We start from the raw sequence: 21,026 nt of genomic DNA, 5'->3' as shown, positions 1-21,026 counted from the left end.
CCACAAAAGCCACAAAAGCCCGGGAAAACCGCGGCTACCAGCCAACGACTCCGCATAATCCCGCGCTACGCATAATCCGCCTTATGCGGTGCACCGCATAAGGCTGAGATCGGCGCAGCTTGGTCGAAGCGCTCCGAAGAGGGCCGCGATTACCTCTCGCTCAAGCTCGATGATCCCTCGTTCAACGCGCCGATCTACGCCAACCTGTTCGATGATGAAGGCGGCGAGGGCTACACCTTGCTCTGGTCGCGGCCGCGCAAGAACGGCGAGTGAGGCTCGCTCTAACCCCCGCCCGAGTTGATCGGGCGGGGTTCCTATTGGAGCGTAAAGCCGAAATCATCAACGCTGCCGCTGCATTGGCGCTGTCGATTTTTATGATCTTCGGATTTTAGAGCGCGCCGCTACGATCTGCATGGCCATAAAGTCGCTCTTGCGCAGCAGTGCTATTTCTTCTTGGAACGTGGGCTCGCTGGCTTGCGGCCGTTAGAAAGTCTTATGTCGTCGCTCCTCTGGATGGCTGAACATAGAGGCTTGGCCAGCCGGTCGAGAAGATCAATTGTCGGGTTCCCAGAGTGCCTCTCGATGCCACCCATATATGAGCGCGGTCAAGCCGGCATCGTATGCAAGTTGCTCTTGCGGCATCGGACGCCTTGCCGAGCCGGTGCCGGAGCGCGTCTGCCTCACATGTCAACACCGCGGCGCTATCGCTTGCTGATCTTGCATCGGGCAGCCTCAGACAGGCACCGACGATTGGTATGCTGTAGTGCGCATTCAGGGGCTGCAACACCACTTCGGCTCAAAGAGACGCCGCAGCTAGGGGCATTCTATTCCGCGACCTGCCGCTCGATGCAGGCTTTGAAGCACGTCCCCATGCCTCGCTTTTTTCCGCTTCGCCTCCTTTGCTCGAGTGGAGGCTGAAGCATCAGGTGTTGTGCATCGGACCGACAAGGCCTGATGTCCACACGCGATCGGGACCGTTCGGGAGCAGGTGGATCGCTATGGCGCGAAATCCATCGAGGAAGTCGGCCAGATGCAGGATTTAAGCGTGAACAGGCGGCTCGTTGCATTAATCAAGATTACAATATTGTTACAGTCAGCCCAGGCAGTCACTTTCGATCGTAGAGAGCACGTTCGGCGACTGTCACCTCGGGGATTCTCGGAGCGTCGATCCTCGTTGGGTGCCAGCTCTAGTAGCTTTGCAACCGGCGCAAATTCTAAGCGAGATGGCAGGGGGTGTATGAAAGGCTCCAATCTGACGCCGAGATGGCACGCTCAGGTGCGAAACGAGATCGTTCGTTCGCCATGTACTGCTGAGTGGCAAATCCACCGGCCGGCGAGAATTGGGGAAAAATTCATTGTCGCAGCGCAGATGCCGGCCGGCTGAACGACTAAAGCGGTTGGAGATCTATGCGAATGAGCAGCGGCCGGGTTGATCGCTACGGGCGGGACACAGGCCGATCTTCAAATGAAGCCATGCAGTTGTGCGCGTGAAGCTATCGGTCCGACAGTACTCCGTCGAGAGCCTCATCTGGTGGTTGTATTATGGTCGCTCGGAAAACCAGTACAAGCTTTGCGCTAACGCGACCCTGCGGGTCCTGAACATGCACTAACCTCCGCGGGGAGCGGTGAGATGGGCGATTTCAACCAGGAAAGCGTGCTGAGCGTCCATCACTGGACCGACGATCTCTTCAGCTTCACCAACCAGCCGGGATCCGTCGTTCCACTTCCGCAGCGGCGAATTCACCAACATCGGGTTCAACATCGACGAGAAGCCGCTGCTGCGTGCCTGCAGCCTCGCCAGTGCCCATTACGAGAAACGGCTGGAATTCTTCTCGGCCAAAGTGCCAGATTGTCCCTTAACCGCGCGTCTGCAGCATCTGAAGGAGGGTGACGAGATCATCGTCAGTCGCGAGGCGACGGGGACGCTGGTCATCGATAATCTCGAGGACGGCGGGCGCAATCTCTATCTGATCGGCACCGGCACCGGCCTTGCGCCGTTCCTGAGCGTGATCAAGGATCCCGAAACCTATCTACGATTCGAGAATGTCGTGCTGCTGCATGGCTGCCGCCGCGTCGCCGAGCTCGCCTATGGCGAGATGATCACGGAAAAACTGCCGAGCGACGAACTCGTCGGCGACTTCGTACGCTGCCAGCTGATCTATTATCCGACCGTGACGCGCGATCGCTTCTTCAACCGCGGCCGGATCACCGACCTGATCGCGTCAGGCAAGCTGTTTACGGATATCGAGCTGCCGGAATTCGAGCCGCAGCATGACCGCGTCATGATCTGTGGCAGTCCCGCCCTGGTGCGAGATGCCCGCGAGCTATTGGTGGCGAAGGGCTTTGTCGAAGGCGATCAAGGCGAGCCGGCGCAATTCGTGTTTGAAAAGGAGTTCGCTGAACGCAATGCTTTGAGCTCTTCTCGGAAAAGGGGTCTACAGGAACCATGACGGCAAGTAAGAACCGCCATGAAGCGTCTGCAATAACAGACGAACAGCGCGAGCTGGAGCGCTGCAAGCAACAGATCCTCCGTCTCTCACAACTGGTTATGTTTCTCAAACAGCAGGTTGTGCAGCTTTCTGAAATCGTCTTACGCAATGTCGTAAAGAGCGCCGGGGGCGGAGAAGCGGAACGTTCGTGAGTCTCTGAGCGACGCCGAAGTAACGCGGTGTTTCCCAGCCCCGTGGCTCCCTGGCTTTGGGCGGCGGGAGCAGCCCCGCCCTTGTGCTAAATGGGGGAGGGGCTCTCAAATTTTCAGTCGAAACCGCGGTGCGACATGAGGGCTAATGTTCAACAGTGACGGTGAAATCTGGCCTCAACTTGCGGCCTATCTCTGCGCTGTGATTGTTGCGGTGTCTGTGTTGTATGGCATTGGTCGACTTCTAACAGGGGACAATCTTGAACTGTCTCTCAACCTCGGATGAACGAGCGGGTATCTTTTTTCGGATGAATCGCGCGCGGCGTAAGCGAATGAGTGGCGGGACGGGGTCAAACGGAATCCGCCACCAGTCCAGCCGTGAAAATGGCATTTGCAATGAAGTCATTTCCTCTTATGCGTTTTTGGCGGGACAAGGCTGGGGCGACCTCAGTTGAGTACGGCCTGATCGTTGCCGGGATTTCTGCTACTCTTGTCCTTGGGCTGACTGTTCTTGGCACCAACCGCAATGTTGCTTCCAGTTCCCCACCTTCTCGACAAGTGGATCTCGTACGTGAACTCAGCAATGATAGGCAAGGCGAATGACTGTCAGCAAATTTCAGTTCAGGCACGAGCTGCGGCAGCTGATCGAGAAGCACATGAGCTCCTCGAGCACTTTCGAAGACTACGTGCTGATCACAGGGGAGCTGGAAGAGGCGAAGAACAGGCTGGAGCTGGACGCCGAGAGATTCCCGGACGAGGAGGTCGAAGCCTGTGAATTATAGCGCCGGCCCGAGCGCTCAATCCGCGGGCGGAGACTCAATTGGAATGGTAAAGCCCGTCCTTACGCGGCCCACTATGACCATCGTCTTTAAGCCCTTAGTGTCCAGGTCCGCATAGAAGAATTGCCGGGGTGAACTGCTCATAGTCTTCCTTTTAGTGCACAATAAGGCTGAGATAGGCGCAGCGTGGTCGAAGCGCTCCGCGGAGGGGCGCGACTACCTCGCTCAAGCTCGACGACCCCTCGTTCAACGCGCCGATCTACCGAACTTCGACGACGAAGGCGGCGAATGTTACACCCTGCTCTGGTCGCGTCCGGGCAAGAACGGAAGGTGAGGCTCATTATCGCCCCGCCCGAATTGCTCAGGCGGGGCTCGCTCTTGGAGAAAAGCCGACTGAGCAAAGCTGTAGCTGAATCGGCTTGGTCCAGTTGATTTTCACTCGTTTAAGGCACCCACTTACGTGGCGCTTGTCCGCGTGGCTTGAACTCGCCCAATGCTATTGCTTCTTGGAACGTAGACGCGCTGACTTGCGACCTTTAGGCAACGTCTCGGGTGTCGCCGCTCCCTTGGGTGGCTGAACAAAGAATTCAGATAAATGAACACCCAGCGTCTCGGCGAGCCGGTCGAGAAGATCAATTGTCGGATTCTCAGATTGTCGCTCGAGGCCGCTCATATATGAGCGGTCAATCCCAGCATCGTAGGCCAGTTGCTCTTGCGGAATACCGCGATCCACGCGGATCCGGCGCACATTCCAGGCCACGAGCGCACGAGCTTTCATGCGCTCAAACAGCCATTAGGCAGACCATCAAACCACTGGCTATAACCGAACTATTTTGGTAAGTTTCGCTTACGATGCAGATTAGCGAAGTGCGCATAAGCCTACATGACGAAGCCACCGTTAGATCCCGACGTCGCGGATGTCGCGCCGCATGAGCCGGTGCTGACGACCTATGACGAGCAGCATCTGGTAACGTATTGGCGACTTCTTGATGCCGAGACTGACGGCGCCGATTGGAAAGAAGTGGCCCGAATCGTGTTGCACATCGATCCGGATCGCGAACCGGCTCGCGCCCGCAATGCGTTTGATACTCATCTGGCGCGAGCAAAATGGATGGCAGACCACGGCTACCGCGACTTGCTTCGCGGCGGCGCGCCTAAATAGCAAAATCTGTCATGAAGAATTCGCACTCGAGAAACAGATTTCCCGGCTGACGTGTGATCGCCTGCAGGCATCACGCAATGCATAATTGGTGACTTCCCCAACAATCCCAAGCTTCATAGACATTGCGCCGCAATCGACTTACGGCAGGGGATCACAGCAATGTCCGAGTTCGACTGGCGCTCACCGGAGACGTATCAGCACGCTATCAAGTCGGGCGAGATGGCGGATTTCGCCTGGGAGTCACTGCGGCGCAGCCCTAACTATCGAGCTTCCTATCGTCAAAATCAATCGCAGATGACCTCCGGATTCCGAAGGAGATGGGGCGTCTGCTTTCGCTCATGACCCGCAGGGGTCCTTTTACCAGCAGACAATCTTCTGGGCACCTGAGGCGTTGCCGACGGTGGTGCCGGTCGTTCGGAGCACGTCCGGCTCAAAAGCGCTCGGCGCGAGGCTGCCGCTTCCCGACCTTTCATCGGGCACCATCAGACAGGCATCTGACGGCTGGCATGCCGTATTGCGCATTCAAGGGGCACAACATCATCTCTGGCTGAAAGAGGCGCCGCAGTTTGGTGCCTCTTATGCGGCCGAACTGCCGCTCGATGCGGACTTTGAGATCCGCGCCCATGCCTCACATCGGCTGTGGCGCGCAATCAACGGCCGCCGGCCGGGACCTCCCCTTCATCAGCTTTCGGCGCAGCGGCGCGAACGACTCGTCTTGGTGCTGCGAGCGCTCGATGGTCACATGGATGGTGCTTCCTATCGCGTCATCGCCGAGGTGCTGTTCGGCCGAAAACGCATCCCTGAGCGCGCCTGGAAAACCCACGAATTGCGCAGCCGGACCATCCGCCTGGTGCAGGCTGGCTTGGCTCTGATGCGCGGCGGCTATCGCGCATTGCTACGTCCCTCATCTCGCAAGGAGTAGAGTAGGGGTGCCGAAAACCATCGCTCGATCTTCGGCATCCCCCTAAGCACTCTTACTGCGCCATCGTGACCGTCGATGCGCGGCCCGAGCCGGCCGCGCTCCAGACGACCACGGAGCCTCGCAAATGCCCGATCCGAACGCCGGCCTGCCGCCGCGATACCTGCGCACGCCTGAAGCGGCGCGCTTTCTCGGTCTCTCCGGCCGAACCCTGGAAAAGCACCGTACCTATGGGACAGGTCCGACCTACCGCAAGCTCGGCGGTCGCGTTGTGTATGCGCTCGAGGACCTGAAGGCGTGGGTTGACCGCGGCGCCAAAACGTCCACTAGCGATCCCGGCACAGGCACGGTCCTGCCCGCGAAACGGCACACACCCGTTCCGTATGCCGGCAAGGAGCGGCGCTGACCCATGCCGGACAGCAACTCCACTGCAAGCAGGAGGCGGCGATCAGAGCGCGACCAACTCGATCTGTTTCGCGCGCTCCCGGGCGATCTGGCGCCACGCGACGCGCAAGACCTGATGGCGTATCCGTTCTTTTCGCTGGCAAAGTCGAGGCGCATTGTGCCCATCGATTTCCGCGCAGGCACCACCACCATTCGTGTCGAAGCCGTGCCGGAACATGGCATGGCGACGATTTGGGACGCGGACGTTCTGATCTGGGCCGCCTCGCAGATTGTCGAAGCCCGTGATGCCGGCCTGAAAACGTCCCGGCTGATGGCAGCGACGCCTTACGAGATCCTGACCTTCGTCGGCCGCGGCACCAGCGTGCGCGACTACGACCGCCTGAAGGCTGCGCTCGACCGGCTGCAATCGACTACTGTGGTGACATCGATCCGGCAGCCGAGCGAGCGGCGGCGGCATCGGTTCTCCTGGATCAACGAATGGAAAGAGACAGCCGATCCGCACGGGCATGCCCGTGGAATCGAGCTGATCCTGCCCGATTGGCTCTACACGGGCGTTCTCGATGAAGCGCTCGTGCTGACGATTGACCGCGCGTATTTCGATCTAACCGGCGGGCTGGAGCGTTGGCTCTATCGGCTGGTGCGCAAGCATGGCGGTCGTCAGGGCGGTGGCTGGAGCTTCGACGTCGTACATCTCCACGCCAAATCCGGCAGCTTATCACCAATCAAGCACTTTGCTTACGACCTGCGCCAGATCGTCCGTCGGCAGACGCTGCCGGGTTACAAACTTATCATCACGCAGGACCCAAACGGTGCCGAGCGACTGAATTTCGCACCAGTCCCCATCGGTCCATTGAGCAAGCGACTGCTCAAGCGCGGCCTCGTCCTTCCTGCTGGGGATAAGCTGTGAATTCGCTCGTGCTATCAGGGACCAGAACCCTCGTGCCATCGGGGACCCGATGCTCGTGCTATCGGGGACCGGAATCAGAGCTAAGGTTCTGCGGTGTCAAGACTTCCTGCTCCCGTAACTTTACTAACATACTGACACTAACTTCCAGTTGTGAATCAGTACGTTGTGAACAAGTCGGCGGCGCGTGCAGCGAGCATGCCTCATGCACTCACTCTGTCACGCGCAAAGCTTCGCTGCAATACGATTGTTATCTCCAGTCTGCGCGCGCGAACGCGATCGCGCGCAAATCTTCGCGATCGCTGGCGTCGACATCATTGCCAGGTGCGCGTCACGTCCTTTTGCAGCCACTCGCTCGTCGAGGAGAACTCGCTAACATCCGTGGTTGGCACGATGGCCACCACAAGCCGGAATCTGAGGAAAGGGCGGTCAGGCTAACCAGCGCCGTGCTTGATGGCTTCAAACCTGGTCATGAAGCCGCCGGCAAGAAAAGTTGCGATCTCACCCAGATCCCCGTCTCCTCGGGAGACGCCGCTCCGCCGTGGCGGAAGGAAAAGGCGCGCGTGGAAGCGGCCGGGTCGCGGAGGCCCTTACACCGCCGCAGCGACCCGGCCGCGCTTGCCGCCGGCGCCAAACCGGAAGGTGGTGCCACTGGTCCAGATCTTGTGCAGCAGCACGGCGAGCGCGCGCGCCACTGCGGTCGCAGCGCGCTTCAGACCCTTCTTCCTGGCCAGCCGCAGGCCCCACAGCCGCAGCTTAAAGCTCTTCGGAATGCGCGTGAGGATCGCGATCGCCGCCTCGTACGGCATTGCCCGCGTCAGCTCGTCGCCGCATTTGGAGATGCTGCCGATCCGGTCGGTCTGGCCGGATTGATTGCGCCGCGGCGTCAGCCCGCAACGGGCGCCGACATTGGTCGACTTCTTGAATCGCGCTGGATCATCGACGGTGGCGCAAAACGTCAGCGCCACGCGGTGCAGTTTTGCCAACTGCTGCCGCATGGCGCTGCGGGCGTCCAACAGCGGCGCGACGATCGCCTCCAATTCCTTCTTCCCGGCCAAGAGATCGCGCACCCGCGCGTCAAAACGGCCGATCGAGATCTCGCCGACTTTGAAGCCGAACGGGCGCAACAGGCCGCGGATCATGTTCTCCATGTCGAGCACTTTGCCGAGCATCGCCTTGCGCGTGACCAGCAGCGCCCGCAACGTCTGTGGGCTGTCCGACTTGACATGAACCGCGCGGAACCAGCCAGTGCGCATCATCTGCGCAATGTCTTTTGCGTCGCTGCGGTCGGTCTTGTTCGGCATCGCGTTCAGCGCCGCCTTGGCCTGCCGGGTCTCGATGCAGATCATCGGGAGCCCCTTTTCGGCGAGCGCCTTGAACAGCCAGGCGCTGAACGAGAACGCTTCCAGGGCGACGCGCTTGAGATGAATCCCCCATCCCGCCAGCAACAGTTCGATCGCGTCCGGATCGCGGTCCAGCTTCGCCTCTTAGACGACGTTGCCGTCGCCGTCGACCACACAAATGTTCGTCGCCTCCAGCGACACGTCGAACGCTACATAGAAGTCTATCATGCGCCTCCGATGCCGACTGCCGAAACGCACCCTGCGTTCCGCTCGCGAATCGTCGCGAGGCATCATCGTCGCAATGCGACTGCCGATGGGGCACCGGTCAGTACCACGGCTAACAAGGAATCCTTCGGACTCCTTCTAACGAATTGGAGCCAATCGGCTTCGATTCTCGGCAGCAGCAGGAGCGCCGCAACGCTTCGACAGCGCCGATCATCGGTGCATCATCACGACCGTTCTGCCGAAACCACGGCTCTGACGTCGATGCGCTGGCGACAGCGCACCCGTTGGCAGGTCCAAAATTCCTCTCAATACTATGGAGTGGCCAGGTGAGCGACCTCACAACTGTTGAACTCTTGTGGCTCGAGAAGCGGATCGAGAACCGAATCCGGTTCGGCAAGCCTGCATCGGAAAACATCATTGACCATCACCGGCGCATTCTCTCGTTTGTGCCCGGCAGCATCTTCGCGTTCGTGCGTTGGACGTCCAATGACTTCGGAACCGTCCTGTCTCGCATCGACATTCTGCGCGCGATCGCGCCGCGGCAGCGGTATTCGACCGTGCCTTGGGTCAGCCCCGGCGGCGAAAGCCTGCTACGACTGGCTGGCTGGCGAAAGGTCGAGCGCGTTCTCCAGTTGATCGACGCCGTGGAGTCACTCGGCATCAATCCTGCCGATGCGGCCCCCGAATACTGGCATCATGTCCACAACCGTCTTTCCGTCAACGAAACGCCACGACCTTATACGCGTGCGCGCCACCAGGCGTGGCTCCGCGGGCGCAGGATGGTGTTCTGATGGGACGGCTAAGGATCATCCTTGCGATTTGTGGGGCCACAACGCTCGCGCTTTGGCCGCTCAACGATACCGCACTATCGTACATCTGGAACGCTTCCGAAAGTGTGCCGATCGGCCTCTACCGTTTGCAAGGGACGGCACGATTGCACATCACTGAGCTCGTGGCCGTTCGGCCACCAGAGCCGCTTGCGAGCTTCCTCGACTTCAACAGCTATTTGCCGAGCGGTCTTCCGATGCTCAAGCGCGTGCTCGCGTTGGCCGGACAAACCGTCTGCAGAACGGGACTCACTATCGTCGTCGACGGCATCGAAATGGGCCAGGCACGCGAGCGCGACCGCCGTGGCAGGCCATTGCCGGCCTGGCAGGGCTGCCGGGTCGTCGCTGAGGACGAGGTCTTTCTCATGAACTGGCAGTCGGCGGAATCCTTTGACGGCAGATATTTCGGACCGCTCCCGAGATCGGCCGTCATAGGGCAAGCGGTTCCGGTGTGGACCAGGGAGGACTGACAAATGGCGGCATTGCTCCAATGGCTTGCGGTCTCTCTAGTCGGCCGATCGCGCCGTCATTCCTCCATCCCGGCCGAATTGTCGGCAATCGGCGCGCGTTGCGGCCGTCTCGCGCCGTCTCAGTGCCGGCCGGGAAGAGCTCTGTCCTCGACGGCTGTCCGCACATTGCTATCTCGAGCCGCTGCTTGCTTTTTGGGAATTCTGCTGACGTTCGGAGCGCCATCGGCCGGCAGAGCGGAGGTTGGATCGCGCGCACAAGCTGCGCGCTCCTCAAACCTGCTTCCAGGCCGTGCATACGCCGCGTTCGTGACCGAAGCCTCGCATCGGTTCGCGGTCCCGGAGCATTGGATCCGTGCTGTCATGCAGGCCGAAAGCGGCGGCAATGCGCAGGCCATATCACCTCGCGGAGCGCTCGGGTTGATGCAAATCATGCCCTCGACCTGGGTCGAGCTGAGCGTTCGTTACGATCTCGGTATCGATCCGTTTGATCCCCACGACAACATTATGGCTGGGACAGCGTACCTTCGCGAGATGCTCGATCGTTTCGGATCGGAAGGGCTTCTCGCAGCCTACAATGCTGGACCCAGACGGTACGAGGTGCACCTGGCCACCGGTCGAGCGCTTCCGGATGAAACACAGATCTACATCGCTACACTCGCACCATTGATCGGTATTGAGCAGCGCAACAGCGGTGGTCCGGCTGCCAGACGCTTGGCGGCGTGGCAGCAAGGGCCAGTCGTTGTTGAGCGGACCAAGAGCTTATCGGCTGACACCAACTCGGCATCCGGTGTCCGCACAATGAATTCGTCGAAAGGAGCGCCTCGGGCGGGTGCAACTGCACTCGTCCCTCGCGCGACTGGCCTGTTTGTGCGGCGATCAGACGAGGTGCAGTCCCCATGATCGCAATCGCATTGCGTCGCATGATGTCGAAGCCAGTCGCAACTTTGAGAGTGGTCGGCAGAGAGCCGGGAGTGAGCGACCGGGGAGGGCAGGATAAAAGCCGCAAGGTGCGGCCGATCGGTTGTGGGCGAAACTGCAACGATTTCAATGATCCGGAAAACATTGCGAATGGACGACACAACTTGCGATTTGCAGCAACTCCCCGTTGTCGCTCAGTTTTCGACACGTTCCGGCGGGCAAGATGACCGGTCACGACGATTTCCGCATCCGCCCAGGCCGCATCCGTTCGACGCGCGCGCCCCGGACGAAGCCGTTCTTGGCGCAGACGCTCAAGGCTGCTCAGAAGGCCGGCGGTCTGTCGCGGGGCAGCCGCAGCCGTGGCAGCAAGTTTGGGCGCGGTCGCGCGGCGAGCCTTGCCGCGACGCGGCTCCTCAACAACCGCGCGCGATCCGCCATGGTCAAGGCGCGGGTCGTGCGCCGGATGCGTTCGCCGGGCGCGCTGCGCGCGCATATCGGTTATCTCCAGCGCGACGGCGTCACCCGCGATGGGACACCGGGCAAGCTCTTTGACGCAGCGGGCGATGACGCCGACGGCCGCGCGTTCGCCGAGCGCTGCGAGGGCGACCGGCATCACTTCCGGTTCATCGTCTCGCCCGACGATGCTGGTGAACTCGCGAACTTGCGGATCTTTACCCGGGAGCTGATGGATCAGGCCTCGCGCGACCTCGGCACCCGGCTCGATTGGGTTGCGGTCGATCATTGGAACACCGAGCACCCGCATGTCCACATCCTGGTGCGCGGCCGCGCGGATGACGGAAATGACCTCGTCATCAGCCGTGACTATATCTCGACGGGCTTGCGCGCCCGGGCCGGCGATCTCGTCACGCGCGAGCTTGGCCCGCGATCGGACCTCGAGATCCGCCAAGTTCTTGAAGCGGAGGTGACGGCCGAACGCTGGACCAGGCTCGACCGGGCGCTTGCCCGGGAAGCGGGTGCGGCGGACGGGGTGATCGATCTGAGGCCGGACGGGATTGCCGGGGGCGACCCGTTACGGGAGATTCGCATCGGGCGGATGCGGACACTCGAGCGGCTCGGCGTGGCCGCGCCCGCCGGTCCCGCGCAGTGGGTACTGGCCGCAGACGCCCAGCCGCGGCTGCGTGCGCTCGGTGAGCGCGGCGACATCATCAAGCGGCTGCACAATACAATCGCGAAGGATGGCCCGGCGCGCGCGCCCTCGTCCTGGGCACTCGAGGGCGAACGCCATGGCGAACCGGTCATCGGCCGTCTTATGGCGCGCGGGCTCGACGACGAACTTAGGGGCACGGCGTTTGCCATTGTCGACGGGATCGACGGGCGCGTGCATCACCTGCAACTCCCCGATATCGAGTCGGCTGGCAACGGGCCGATCGGCGCCATTGTGGAGTTCCGGCGCTTTGACGATGCGCGCGGTCGAGCACGGATCGCGCTCGCTGTGCGCTCGGACGTGGCACTCGAGCAGCAGGTCTCGGCGGAGGGAGCGACTTGGCTCGACCGACAGCTTGTGGCACGCGAGCCTACCGATCTCTCACGCGGTGGCTTTGGCGCCGAGGTGCGGACCGCCCTCGAGCGGCGGATCGACGTCCTGGCAGAGCAGGGACTCGCCCGCCGTAACGGCGAAAAGGTCACACTCGGTCGTAACATGGTCGAGACCCTTCGCCGCCGTGAGTTGGAAGCCGTTGGACGACGTCTGGCTGAGGAATCAGGGCTTGCGCATTTGGCCGCCGATGCAGGTGAGCAGATTTCGGGGGTCTATCGCCGGCGCCTATCGTTGGCCTCTGGGCGTTTCGCCATGATCGACAATGGGCTTGGTTTCCAGCTCGTGCCGTGGACGCCTTCACTTGAGCACCAACTCGGAAAACAAGTAAGCGGCATCGCGGGACCGGCCAATGTCGAGTGGAGCTTTGGACGCAAACGGGGGCTCGCGCTCTGACCCGTCGATTTCTGCTTTGGGGCCGCCGGCAGTTGCTGGGCGCGACCGGCTATCATTGGGCCGCACATCGTTCCTATTCAACCCGAACCCTGTTCGCGTCAAAGGGGCAATCTTGAGGGTCCGGCATGACGACTGGATCTCCATTTCTCAACGAGAGCTGGCAGAGTTCATGAGGTTTTGAGACCATCCTACCCGTTCAATGTTGAGGCGGTTGGCTTCATCAAGTCGTAACAGTGGAATGTAGGCCGACGACCTTAGGCCAACCCTTGTACACGCCGACATCAGCTCACCAGCTAGAATGCAACGGATATTGCCATTCGGACGCAGGATCTAGCTGTCAACTCAGCATGCATTGCACCAATTGAGATTCGAATCCCCCTTAGGATCGGAAATCGAGCAGCTTCCACTCTCGGCCATCACCAGCCTGCAGCGAACTCAAAAGGGACATCATCAGGAAGCTGCCACAGGTGATGTCGAAAAGGCGCATGCTAATGGCGCGTCTCAGCCGTCTTCTCGGCCTGGGCAGCCGATACCAAATGCACGACTCGATAACCGTTCTTGTGCAGATATCGCAGCAACGCAGGTATCATTACAGCAGTGCGGGCTTGGGCATCGTGCAGGAGGATGATGCCCTTTCTCGCGCTCTCTAGCTGCACCATCACGTTCATGAGCTCTTGGTCTGAGCTTATGTCTTCCCAATCGCTCGCCCAAAGGTCGGTTCCGAACACGACGATTCCGCGCGACTGTAACGCGTCCAGCATTGCAGGCGACGAGTCGAAATAGGGAAAGCGGAAGAATGGCGTCGAAGGGACGTTGGTCGACACGCCCTTGAGCGCCAGTTCATCAGCCGCAATGCCGCGATCGATGTCGTCCATTGCCTGCTCGAACGGCATCTTGGACATCATGTGGTGCGACCAGCTATGGTGCGCAATGCTGTGGCCCTGTGAGGCGATGCGGCGGACGAGCTCGGGAAATTCTGCCGAGGATCTGCCGACAAGGAAGAATGTGGCCCGCACGCATTCCTGCGCGAGTGCTTCCAGCACCTTTTGTGTATTCGGCGGCCTCGGACCGTCATCGAAGGTGAGGACGACCTCGTGATCTGCCAGAGGAAGGGTCGTCGGAAACTCATTCGATCCCACGCGCGGATAGGCCCTCGGATCGACAGCGAGTACGCGCGACGTTCCCAATGCGTCCTGCCGCGGGCAGTCGGTCGCGCCAGCGATGCCGTTGCAGGCAAACACCACGGTCGCAGCGCCGGCAAGCCATGATGCCAATCTGTTCAGACGCCTGTTTGCCATCGTCCCCGGCGCGAGTTTGCTTGCTGCGCAAACCCGTGCGCGCCGTACGATATTCGATGTCGCTGGCGGGATTTCTGCGCATCAATGGCATATCGGGCCAAAAAGCGTCGTTAGGCCCCGGCTGATGCGATGAACGCGGCGTTCTTAATGATTGAACTTATTTCCGTGCCCTCTCTTCTGGGAAGCATCCTGGCCCGACCTTGGGCATAGCCAAGTCGCACGTGTCGAGCACAACAACTTCCGAAAGAGAACGCCACCAGCGCCGGTTGATCGGAGCAAGGGCGAATCCGCCATATCGAGCAAACGTTGGGTAGCGTCTGACGCCGTAGCCGCGGCGTCACGCAACGATAGGATAATCGCCGGCTCTTCCAGTCGTTTTCGGAGCGCGACATGGATCATTGCATGTTGTGGCTAGTATCCCGGTATGTGCCGGACCGTTGGGGATCTTCATTCACGAATGCCACCGTTCGCCTGACCCGCTGATTTCTGCGCCCTGACGCGCGCGAGTACGATTCACGGGCGGCACCGCTTGTGCGCACCCCATGAATGCCTCCACATCTCCAATCCATGTCCGCAACAAAGATCATATGGCATCAGGTCATCCTGGTTTGTCTCGTCGTGCTCGCCTTTCTTTGGGGGGCTACCGAATGGACGGCATGGCGGCTCGCCTTCCAACCGCAGCTTGGACCAGCCTGGTTCAGGATTGGGCATTGGCCGATTTACCAGCCGGCAGCCTTCTTCGCTTGGTGGTTCAAATTCGACGCTTACGCACCGTTGATCTTCCTGGAGGGCGGCGCCATTGCCGCGAGCGGTGGCATCGCAGCAATTGCGCTAGCGATGATGCTCTCCGTCTTGCGGGCGCAAGAGGCGAGGGACGTCACCACCTATGGCTCGGCACGCTGGGCGGATGCGCGCGAGGTCAGGCGGGCGGGTCTCTTGGGATCTGACGGCATCGTGCTCGGCCGGCTTAAGGGCCATTATCTGCGGCATGACGGGCCTGAGCACGTGCTCTGCTTTGCTCCCACGCGCTCTGGCAAGGGCGTTGGCCTCGTCATACCGACTCTTTTGACCTGGCCGGCTTCCACGATTGTTCATGACATCAAGGGCGAGAACTTCCAGTTGACTTCCGGCTGGCGCGCGCGATTTGGGCCAGTGCTCTTGTTCGACCCGACCAATCCGGCCAGCGCCGCCTACAACCCGCTTCTCGAGATCCGTCGTGGTGATTGCGAGGTGCGAGATGCCCAAAACATCGCCGATATCCTTGTCGACCCGGAAGGGGCACTCGAACGCCGCAACCACTGGGAAAAGACCAGCCACTCTCTCCTTGTCGGTGCAATCCTGCATGTCCTGTACGCCGAAGCTGACAAGACCCTCGCAGGCGTCGCCAATTTCCTGTCCGATCCCTCCCGCCCGATCGACGCTACGCTCACCGCAATGCTTGCAACCCCGCATCTTGGAGGTAGCGTTCATCCCGTTGTCGCTTCGGCCGCGCGCGAGCTTCTCAACAAGAGCGAGAACGAGCGCTCCGGCGTGCTCTCAACCGCGATGAGCTTCTTGGGGCTCTATCGCGATCCGGTGGTTGCCAAGATCACCGCGCGAAGCGATTGGCGCATCCGCGATCTCGTGGACGGCGCGGAGCCCGTCTCGCTCTATCTCGTGGTGCCTCCATCCGACATCGTCCGCACCAAACCCTTGATGCGACTCATCCTCAACCAGATCGGGCGGCGGTTGACCGAGAGCCTTGATCCAGACCGGCGCCGGCAAAAACTCCTTCTAATGCTCGATGAGTTTGCAGCGCTCGGCCGGCTCGACTTTTTCGAGAGCCAGCTCGCCTTCATGGCAGGCTACGGCATCCGCAGCTTTCTGATCACCCAGAGCCTTAATCAGCTCGAACGCGCCTATGGGCCGAACCATGCCATCCTCGACAATTGCCACGTCCGGATCGCCTTCTCGACCAATGATGAGCGCACCGCCAAGCGCGTATCCGACGCGCTCGGAACTGCGACCGAGCTGCGCGCCATGAAGAACTATGCCGGACACCGATTGAGCCCCTGGCTTGGACACCTCATGGTGAGCCGTCAGGAGACCTCGCGGCCGCTGCTGACGCCAGGCGAGGTCATGCAACTCTCGCCTAAAGAGGCAATCGTGATGATTTCCGGGGTGCACCCGGTGCGCGCTACGAAAGCCCGCTACTATGAGGATCCGCAGTTCCAGCGACGTGTGTTGAAGCCAGCCCGCTTCGATCCGCGTATCTTGTCCGCAGGACCGGATGACTGGTCGGCCGGCGCCCCAATTCCGCCATCAGTCGAGCTACTGACCAGACGCAAGCGCAGGAGTGATGAGGCGAACGGTGGTTTGCGTCGCGAGCCGGAATTGCCGCAACATGAGGAGATCGAGGTCAAGGCGCCGCTCGGCGAACACGAGTTCGACACCGACCTCGATGAGGGTGATGCCGATGCCGTCCAGGCAGAAGCTCTGAGCCGCTCGATGCAGGGTGTTGCGCGGACCGTCAGCCTCGACGCGGACGATGGGATGGATCTGTGAGCGGGCAGCGTGAAAAAGAGTCAGCTCAGTATCTATCTCGATCCGGAAACCTTCAAAACCCTCGAGGCCTTCGCACAACGCCGGGGGCAGCCCAAGTCCCTGGTCGCCGAGGCCGCGATCTCCGCGTTCCTTTCTCCCGATGATTCCGATCGGCGCGAGGCGGCGATCGCCAAGCGTCTGGACCGCATCGCGCGCCTGCTCGAACGCCTCGAGCGCAATGATGGCATCACGCTTGAGACCATCGCGCTCTTCATCCGTTTCTGGCTGACCTCAACGCCGGCGCTGCCCGAACATTCGACGCCCGCCGCGCGCGCCAAGGGCGCGGAACGTTACGATCGCTTTGTTGAGGCGCTCGGACGGCGGCTTGCAAGCGGATCCACCGTCCTGAAAGAGGTAAGCATCGACATGCACGGCTCTGATAAGCACGAGTAATCAGTACGCACCCCCGATGCTCTGGCAGCTCCTAGCAATGGGTGCAGCGCTGAGTCAGACAAGCCGACTGCAGGTCGGCAGCACGCCACGAAGCACGCAAGGGACCGGCGCGTCACTCGAGGCGCCCGGGCCAGCTGCAACAGGCCGTTAGCTGCCCGCGAATGACATAGGCTTACAAATCCAGCTCTTCTTGAGACCGCCTTGTCTTTCTTTGGCTGCGCCAGACTACGACGCAGATGTTGGTGCGGTTGAAGTGACGTTCGGATTGGCCCTTGTGTCAAGTCCATCATCGCTGGGGGCGATTTGGCCGTTTCGATTCCGAAATCGACGCCGCGCGTGCCGCGGTGCGCGGTCAGGTCGCGGCCGCAAATTGGGAGTGAACAAGCAATGCAAGTCGATGGAGAGCTTGGAGGCCAGCCCAGCTCGATTGTGAATCAAACCGGCAGCGATGCGCAGCCGAGCCCGAACGAAGGAGCGCGAACCAAGAAGGTCACTGTTCAGCTCTCTGAGAGCATGTTTCAGCGGCTTGAAGTTGCGACCGGACGCCCGGGGCTCGGCAAGAGCATAGTCGTCGAGACGGCGCTTGAACGATTCCTGAATCCTGCACCGCCCATCGAAGGACTCGTTCATGAGGCTCTGGACCGGATCAGTGGCCGGATGGCCACGCTCGAGCGCGAGATCGCGATCATCGCCGAGACGGTAGCCCTGCATGCGCGCTATCACCTCACCGTGACGCCGCCCATGCTGCCATCCGGGCAGCGGGAGGCGTGCCTGCTCGGGCAGCGGCGTTTCAAGGTATTGGCGGAGCAGGTCGAACGGCGGGTCCGGCTCGGTCAGCCATTGATCCAGGAGACGATCGATCGGCTGGGCAGGCGCAGTCGACCTGCCAGTGAAGCTCATGGCGGTGCGTCACAACGGGCGGCAGAAGAACAGCCGAGTCTGGAAGGTGTGTCCGCAGTCGCGGCGGATGGAAACTCCCAGCCGAGCGCTGCCGCCGAGGAGGGCGGCAGCAATTCGAACTTTCGAAACCTGCCGAACTCCTTCTGTTGAGGCGACCAAGTGGGCCGGAAGAAACGCGCCGAAGCAAATGAGGGCGCAAACATCGCCCGCAAAACGCGTTGAGCCTTGTCCCTTGTGGCGGCTCATCGCCTGCGTGTTTCTTCCCTTCGCGGCCGGGTACTACCTTTCGTACCTGTTCCGGACCATCAATACACTCATTGCTGGGCGCCTCGCCTCTGATCTCGGGCTTGGCGCTGCCGATGTCGGGCTGCTCACGTCAACCTATTTTCTGGTCGTTATGGCGGCCCAGATTCCGATCGGCATGTTACTTGATCGCTTCGGGCCGCGCCGGGTCCAGAGCGTGCTCTTGGCTGTTGCTGCAGGGGGTGCCGCGCTCTTTGGACTATCGACGGGATTCCTTTCCCTTCTTTTTGCTCGCGCGATAGTCGGACTTGGGAGCGCAGCAGCCCTGATGTCCGGGCTGAAAATCATCGTCCTCTGGTTTCCAAGAGAACGAATGGCGCTCATCAATGGCTATATGATCATGCTGGGCTCATTGGGGGCCGTTACCGCAACGGCTCCTGCCGAGGTGCTGCTGGACTGGATCGGATGGCGGGGTCTATTCGGCGTGCTGGGCGCCGCAAGCGCGCTTGCTGCCATTTTGATCTATCTCGTGGTTCCCGAACGAGCCGCGGGCCCACAAGGCAGCACGAAGTCCGCCACTCTGAAAACAGTCTATTCCGATGCGCGGTTCTGGAGAATGGCGCCCTTATCGGCGACCTGCATCGGCTCCGCTTGGGCACTGCAATCCTTATGGGCGGCGCCGTGGCTTTCCGATGTGGAGCGGCTGGATCGAACGAGACTCGTCAACGAATTGTTCGTGATGGCGGTCGCTCTGAGTCTCGGCGCTCTGATTTTGGGCGTCCTTGCCAACTCGGTGCGCCGCCGGGCTAAGAAGACCGAGGCTCTGTTTGGTTTGGTCGCGGCAATGTTTGTCGTGGCGGAGCTTGTGCTGATCCTGCATCCGCCCTGGCCATCACTCCTGCCGTGGTGCGTTGTGTCGGTGGCCGGATCAGCCACTGCGCTGACCTACGCCATCATAGCGGATTATTTCCCGGCCGAGCTGGTTGCGCGCGCCAATGGCGGTCTGAATGTCCTGCAGTTTGGCTGGGCTTTCGTCGTGCAGTACGGGACGGGACTGATTCTGGAGCAATGGCCTCTGGAGGCGGGGCACTATCCTTTAGCGGCCTATCAGAGCGCGTTCGGTGTGAACGCTTTGCTGCAGCTGGCGGCGCTGGTCTGGTTCGCCGTCCCGTGGCTTGAGGGCCGGAAACGGAAGGCTGGCGCTTCGGTCAAACATCAATCGGCGGGAGGCTGGAACTCGGTTGAGGCCGTTATTGCACCAGCCGAGCTCGCCATCCTGGAGGCGGACGATCATGCGGAATGGTGAAGCCAGCCTGTCGCCGGGCTGATGTCCCGGGTCATGATGTTCGGCGCGCCAAAACGTTCGTCCCGAATCTTTCTTCTTCTACGCCAGGCTACGATCAATTTGGACCCATTGTTGCTCTAGCGCAGGTTCTGCTTTTTCTAGTTGTCCTCATGTGAGGCCGCTGAACGCTAGCTGCCTCAGTCAACTTGGGGGCAGTCGTGGCGATCCATTCATTTCATTCGGAAGCCGAGCTGCGCGGAGCGCGCATGCTCCGCACGGCGCTGGGCTCGGCAATCGCAGGCTTTCTGGAAGATCCGTCCGTCGTTGAGGTGATGCTGAACCCCGATGGCCGGCTGTGGATCGATCGGCTGTCGAGCGGCCTTACCGATACTGGCGAGAGTCTGTCCGCTGCCGACGGCGAGCGAATTGTCCGGCTGGTCGCGCACTATGTGGGCGCTGAGGTTCATGCCGGCTCGCCCCGAATCTCGGCTGAGCTGCCGGAAACGGGAGAACGTTTCGAAGGTTTGCTGCCGCCCGTCGTCGCCGCGCCCGCCTTCGCGATCCGCAAACCCGCGGTCGCCGTGTTTGGCCTGGAGGACTATGTCGCTGCCGGCATCATGAATTTGGGGCAGGCGAACGCGCTCCGCGATGCGGTCGCTACACGCAAGAACATCCTGGTCGCGGGCGGCACATCGACGGGCAAGACGACGCTGACGAACGCGCTTCTGGCGGAAGTGGCCAAAGGTTCGGATCGCGTCGTTCTCATCGAAGATACGCGGGAGCTTCAGTGCACGGCGCCGAACCTCGTGGCGCTGCGGACCAAGGATGGCGTCGTCTCGCTGTCTGATCTTGTGCGCTCGTCGCTTCGCCTGCGCCCTGATCGCATCCCGATTGGCGAGGTGCGCGGAGCCGAGGCGCTCGATCTGCTCAAAGCCTGGGGGACGGGACATCCCGGCGGTGTCGGCACGATTCACGCCGGCACCGCGCTTGGCGCGCTCCGCCGGCTCGACCAGCTCATCCAGGAGGCCGTCGTCACGGTCCCGCGCGCGCTGATCGCCGAGACCATCAACGTCATCGCCGTGCTCTCTGGCCGTGGTGCCGAACGGCGTTTGAGCGAACTCGCTTCTGTCACCGGGCTTGGGTCATCAGGCGACTACAGCCTTTCGAAAATCGGAGATCAGTCATGAACCTACGATCATCTCTCGGGCGAGGTTTCACGTCAGTTGCGGCATTCGCGTGTCTTTACCTGGTGAGTAGCCCGGTCTGGGCGGCGGGCTCGAACATGCCCTGGGAGCAGCCCCTCAACCAGATCCTGCAATCTGTTGAAGGACCCGTGGCCAAGATCATCGCGGTCATCATCATCATCGTGACCGGTCTTTCGCTCGCATTCGGCGACACGTCGGGCGGCTTCCGGCGGCTGATCCAGATCGTGTTTGGTCTGTCGATCGCATTTGCCGCCTCGAGCTTCTTCCTGTCGTTCTTCTCGTTCGGTGGCGGGGTGGTGATCTGATGGATGAGCCAGTCCCGGGCTTTGTCGCCCCTGTCCACCGTGCGCTGACCGAGCCGATCCTGATGGGCGGTGCACCGCGAGCGGTTGCCATTCTCAACGGCACATTGGCCGCAGCACTCGGCCTTGGTTTGCGCTTGTGGCTGGCCGGCCTTCTGCTGGCGTTCATCGGCCACATGGCCGCGGTCTGGGCCGCAAAACGCGATCCGGAATTCGTCGAAGTCGTACGCCGGCACGTTCGGGTTCCCGGTCACCTCAGCGCTTGAGAATAGTCCC

22 protein-coding genes and 3 pseudogenes are annotated in these 21,026 nt (G+C 61.1%); 22 read left to right on the top strand and 3 right to left on the bottom strand.

The window, feature by feature from the left end:
• Positions 1-99: 99 nt before the first annotated feature.
• The 6 genes and pseudogenes from AC0L23_RS36180 to AC0L23_RS36155 form a co-directional block, all read left to right on the top strand.
• Positions 100-273 (top strand): annotated as a pseudogene (locus tag AC0L23_RS36180) (DUF736 domain-containing protein); the annotation flags it as partial.
• A 1,357-nt stretch (positions 274-1,630) separates the two neighbouring features.
• Positions 1,631-2,450, top strand: a pseudogene (locus AC0L23_RS36175) (ferredoxin--NADP reductase).
• Entirely contained in the window at positions 2,447-2,641 is a 195-nt protein-coding gene (locus tag AC0L23_RS36170; RefSeq protein WP_473296795.1) for a hypothetical protein, read from the top strand. The pseudogene AC0L23_RS36175 and the gene AC0L23_RS36170 overlap by 4 nt, the downstream one beginning before the upstream one ends.
• A gap of 381 nt (positions 2,642-3,022) precedes the next feature.
• Positions 3,023-3,241, top strand: a complete 219-nt coding sequence (locus tag AC0L23_RS36165; RefSeq protein WP_473358127.1) for a Flp family type IVb pilin — start codon at positions 3,023-3,025, stop codon at positions 3,239-3,241.
• Positions 3,238-3,420 carry a hypothetical protein gene (locus tag AC0L23_RS36160; protein WP_473358124.1) on the top strand — a complete coding sequence of 61 codons (183 nt, stop codon included), beginning with the start codon at positions 3,238-3,240 and terminating at the stop codon, positions 3,418-3,420. Before AC0L23_RS36165 ends, AC0L23_RS36160 begins: the two co-directional genes overlap by 4 nt.
• Positions 3,421-3,574: 154 nt before the next feature.
• Positions 3,575-3,751, top strand: coding sequence for a DUF736 family protein (locus AC0L23_RS36155; RefSeq protein WP_473358123.1), 177 nt, complete (start codon positions 3,575-3,577; stop codon positions 3,749-3,751).
• Between the two features lie 162 nt (positions 3,752-3,913).
• Here AC0L23_RS36155 and AC0L23_RS36150 read toward each other — a convergent pair whose 3' ends face one another.
• Complete coding sequence (locus AC0L23_RS36150) at positions 3,914-4,195, bottom strand: helix-turn-helix domain-containing protein (RefSeq protein ID WP_259219299.1); 282 nt, start codon at positions 4,193-4,195, stop codon at positions 3,914-3,916.
• 105 nt (positions 4,196-4,300) lie between these two features.
• On the opposite strand from AC0L23_RS36150, the gene AC0L23_RS36145 reads away from it, so the two are divergent.
• From AC0L23_RS36145 to AC0L23_RS36125, 5 genes are all read left to right on the top strand, one after another.
• On the top strand, positions 4,301-4,579 hold the full coding sequence (locus AC0L23_RS36145) for a DNA -binding domain-containing protein (RefSeq protein ID WP_473296797.1): 279 nt from the start codon (positions 4,301-4,303) through the stop codon (positions 4,577-4,579).
• Positions 4,580-4,738: 159 nt separating this feature from the next.
• Entirely contained in the window at positions 4,739-4,921 is a 183-nt protein-coding gene (locus AC0L23_RS36140) for a transcriptional regulator domain-containing protein (protein WP_473358122.1), read from the top strand.
• Between the two features lie 58 nt (positions 4,922-4,979).
• A complete protein-coding gene (locus AC0L23_RS36135) occupies positions 4,980-5,501 on the top strand; it encodes a DUF2285 domain-containing protein (RefSeq protein WP_473296798.1) in 522 nt (173 codons plus the stop codon).
• Positions 5,502-5,625: 124 nt separating this feature from the next.
• The gene (locus AC0L23_RS36130; protein WP_085398892.1) at positions 5,626-5,904 is read left to right on the top strand and encodes a helix-turn-helix transcriptional regulator; all 279 of its coding nucleotides are present in this window, start codon (positions 5,626-5,628) and stop codon (positions 5,902-5,904) included.
• A 3-nt stretch (positions 5,905-5,907) separates the two neighbouring features.
• On the top strand, positions 5,908-6,810 hold the full coding sequence (locus AC0L23_RS36125; RefSeq protein ID WP_473358121.1) for a replication initiator protein A: 903 nt from the start codon (positions 5,908-5,910) through the stop codon (positions 6,808-6,810).
• Positions 6,811-7,397: 587 nt separating this feature from the next.
• Here the strand turns inward: AC0L23_RS36125 and AC0L23_RS36120 are convergent.
• Positions 7,398-8,375: pseudogene (locus AC0L23_RS36120) on the bottom strand (IS110 family transposase).
• 326 nt (positions 8,376-8,701) lie between these two features.
• Here AC0L23_RS36120 and AC0L23_RS36115 point away from each other — a divergent pair.
• The 4 genes from AC0L23_RS36115 (at position 8,702) to AC0L23_RS36100 (ending at position 12,541) form a co-directional block, all read left to right on the top strand.
• Positions 8,702-9,166: a DUF2840 domain-containing protein gene (locus AC0L23_RS36115; protein ID WP_473358120.1), complete on the top strand. Its 465-nt coding sequence runs from the start codon at positions 8,702-8,704 to the stop codon at positions 9,164-9,166.
• Positions 9,166-9,672 carry a S26 family signal peptidase gene (locus tag AC0L23_RS36110; RefSeq protein WP_473358119.1) on the top strand — a complete coding sequence of 169 codons (507 nt, stop codon included), beginning with the start codon at positions 9,166-9,168 and terminating at the stop codon, positions 9,670-9,672. Before AC0L23_RS36115 ends, AC0L23_RS36110 begins: the two co-directional genes overlap by 1 nt.
• A gap of 3 nt (positions 9,673-9,675) precedes the next feature.
• The gene (locus tag AC0L23_RS36105) at positions 9,676-10,572 is read left to right on the top strand and encodes a lytic transglycosylase domain-containing protein (RefSeq protein ID WP_473358118.1); all 897 of its coding nucleotides are present in this window, start codon (positions 9,676-9,678) and stop codon (positions 10,570-10,572) included.
• Positions 10,573-10,813: 241 nt separating this feature from the next.
• Positions 10,814-12,541 carry a relaxase/mobilization nuclease domain-containing protein gene (locus AC0L23_RS36100; protein WP_473358117.1) on the top strand — a complete coding sequence of 576 codons (1,728 nt, stop codon included), beginning with the start codon at positions 10,814-10,816 and terminating at the stop codon, positions 12,539-12,541.
• 488 nt (positions 12,542-13,029) lie between these two features.
• Here AC0L23_RS36100 and AC0L23_RS36095 read toward each other — a convergent pair whose 3' ends face one another.
• A complete protein-coding gene (locus tag AC0L23_RS36095; protein WP_473358116.1) occupies positions 13,030-13,839 on the bottom strand; it encodes a polysaccharide deacetylase family protein in 810 nt (269 codons plus the stop codon).
• A gap of 567 nt (positions 13,840-14,406) precedes the next feature.
• On the opposite strand from AC0L23_RS36095, the gene AC0L23_RS36090 reads away from it, so the two are divergent.
• The 7 genes from AC0L23_RS36090 (at position 14,407) to AC0L23_RS36060 (ending at position 21,016) form a co-directional block, all read left to right on the top strand.
• Complete coding sequence (locus AC0L23_RS36090) at positions 14,407-16,383, top strand: conjugal transfer protein TraG (RefSeq protein WP_473358115.1); 1,977 nt, start codon at positions 14,407-14,409, stop codon at positions 16,381-16,383.
• A gap of 9 nt (positions 16,384-16,392) precedes the next feature.
• A complete protein-coding gene (locus tag AC0L23_RS36085; RefSeq protein ID WP_473358114.1) occupies positions 16,393-16,815 on the top strand; it encodes a CopG family transcriptional regulator in 423 nt (140 codons plus the stop codon).
• 387 nt (positions 16,816-17,202) lie between these two features.
• Positions 17,203-17,865: a ribbon-helix-helix domain-containing protein gene (locus AC0L23_RS36080; RefSeq protein ID WP_204513426.1), complete on the top strand. Its 663-nt coding sequence runs from the start codon at positions 17,203-17,205 to the stop codon at positions 17,863-17,865.
• Between the two features lie 82 nt (positions 17,866-17,947).
• Positions 17,948-19,264 carry an MFS transporter gene (locus AC0L23_RS36075; RefSeq protein WP_473358113.1) on the top strand — a complete coding sequence of 439 codons (1,317 nt, stop codon included), beginning with the start codon at positions 17,948-17,950 and terminating at the stop codon, positions 19,262-19,264.
• A 245-nt stretch (positions 19,265-19,509) separates the two neighbouring features.
• The gene (trbB, locus tag AC0L23_RS36070) at positions 19,510-20,430 is read left to right on the top strand and encodes a P-type conjugative transfer ATPase TrbB (RefSeq protein ID WP_473358126.1); all 921 of its coding nucleotides are present in this window, start codon (positions 19,510-19,512) and stop codon (positions 20,428-20,430) included.
• Entirely contained in the window at positions 20,427-20,753 is a 327-nt protein-coding gene (locus AC0L23_RS36065) for a TrbC/VirB2 family type IV secretion system protein (RefSeq protein ID WP_473358112.1), read from the top strand. Before trbB ends, AC0L23_RS36065 begins: the two co-directional genes overlap by 4 nt.
• A complete protein-coding gene (locus AC0L23_RS36060; protein ID WP_473358111.1) occupies positions 20,753-21,016 on the top strand; it encodes a VirB3 family type IV secretion system protein in 264 nt (87 codons plus the stop codon). The genes AC0L23_RS36065 and AC0L23_RS36060 overlap by 1 nt, the downstream gene beginning before the upstream one ends.
• Positions 21,017-21,026: the final 10 nt, after the last annotated feature.

The organism is Bradyrhizobium sp. MI1.4 (assembly GCF_055811315.1).
Note: the sequence above shows the minus strand (reverse complement) of the source record. Positions and strands in the feature narration are given on the sequence as shown.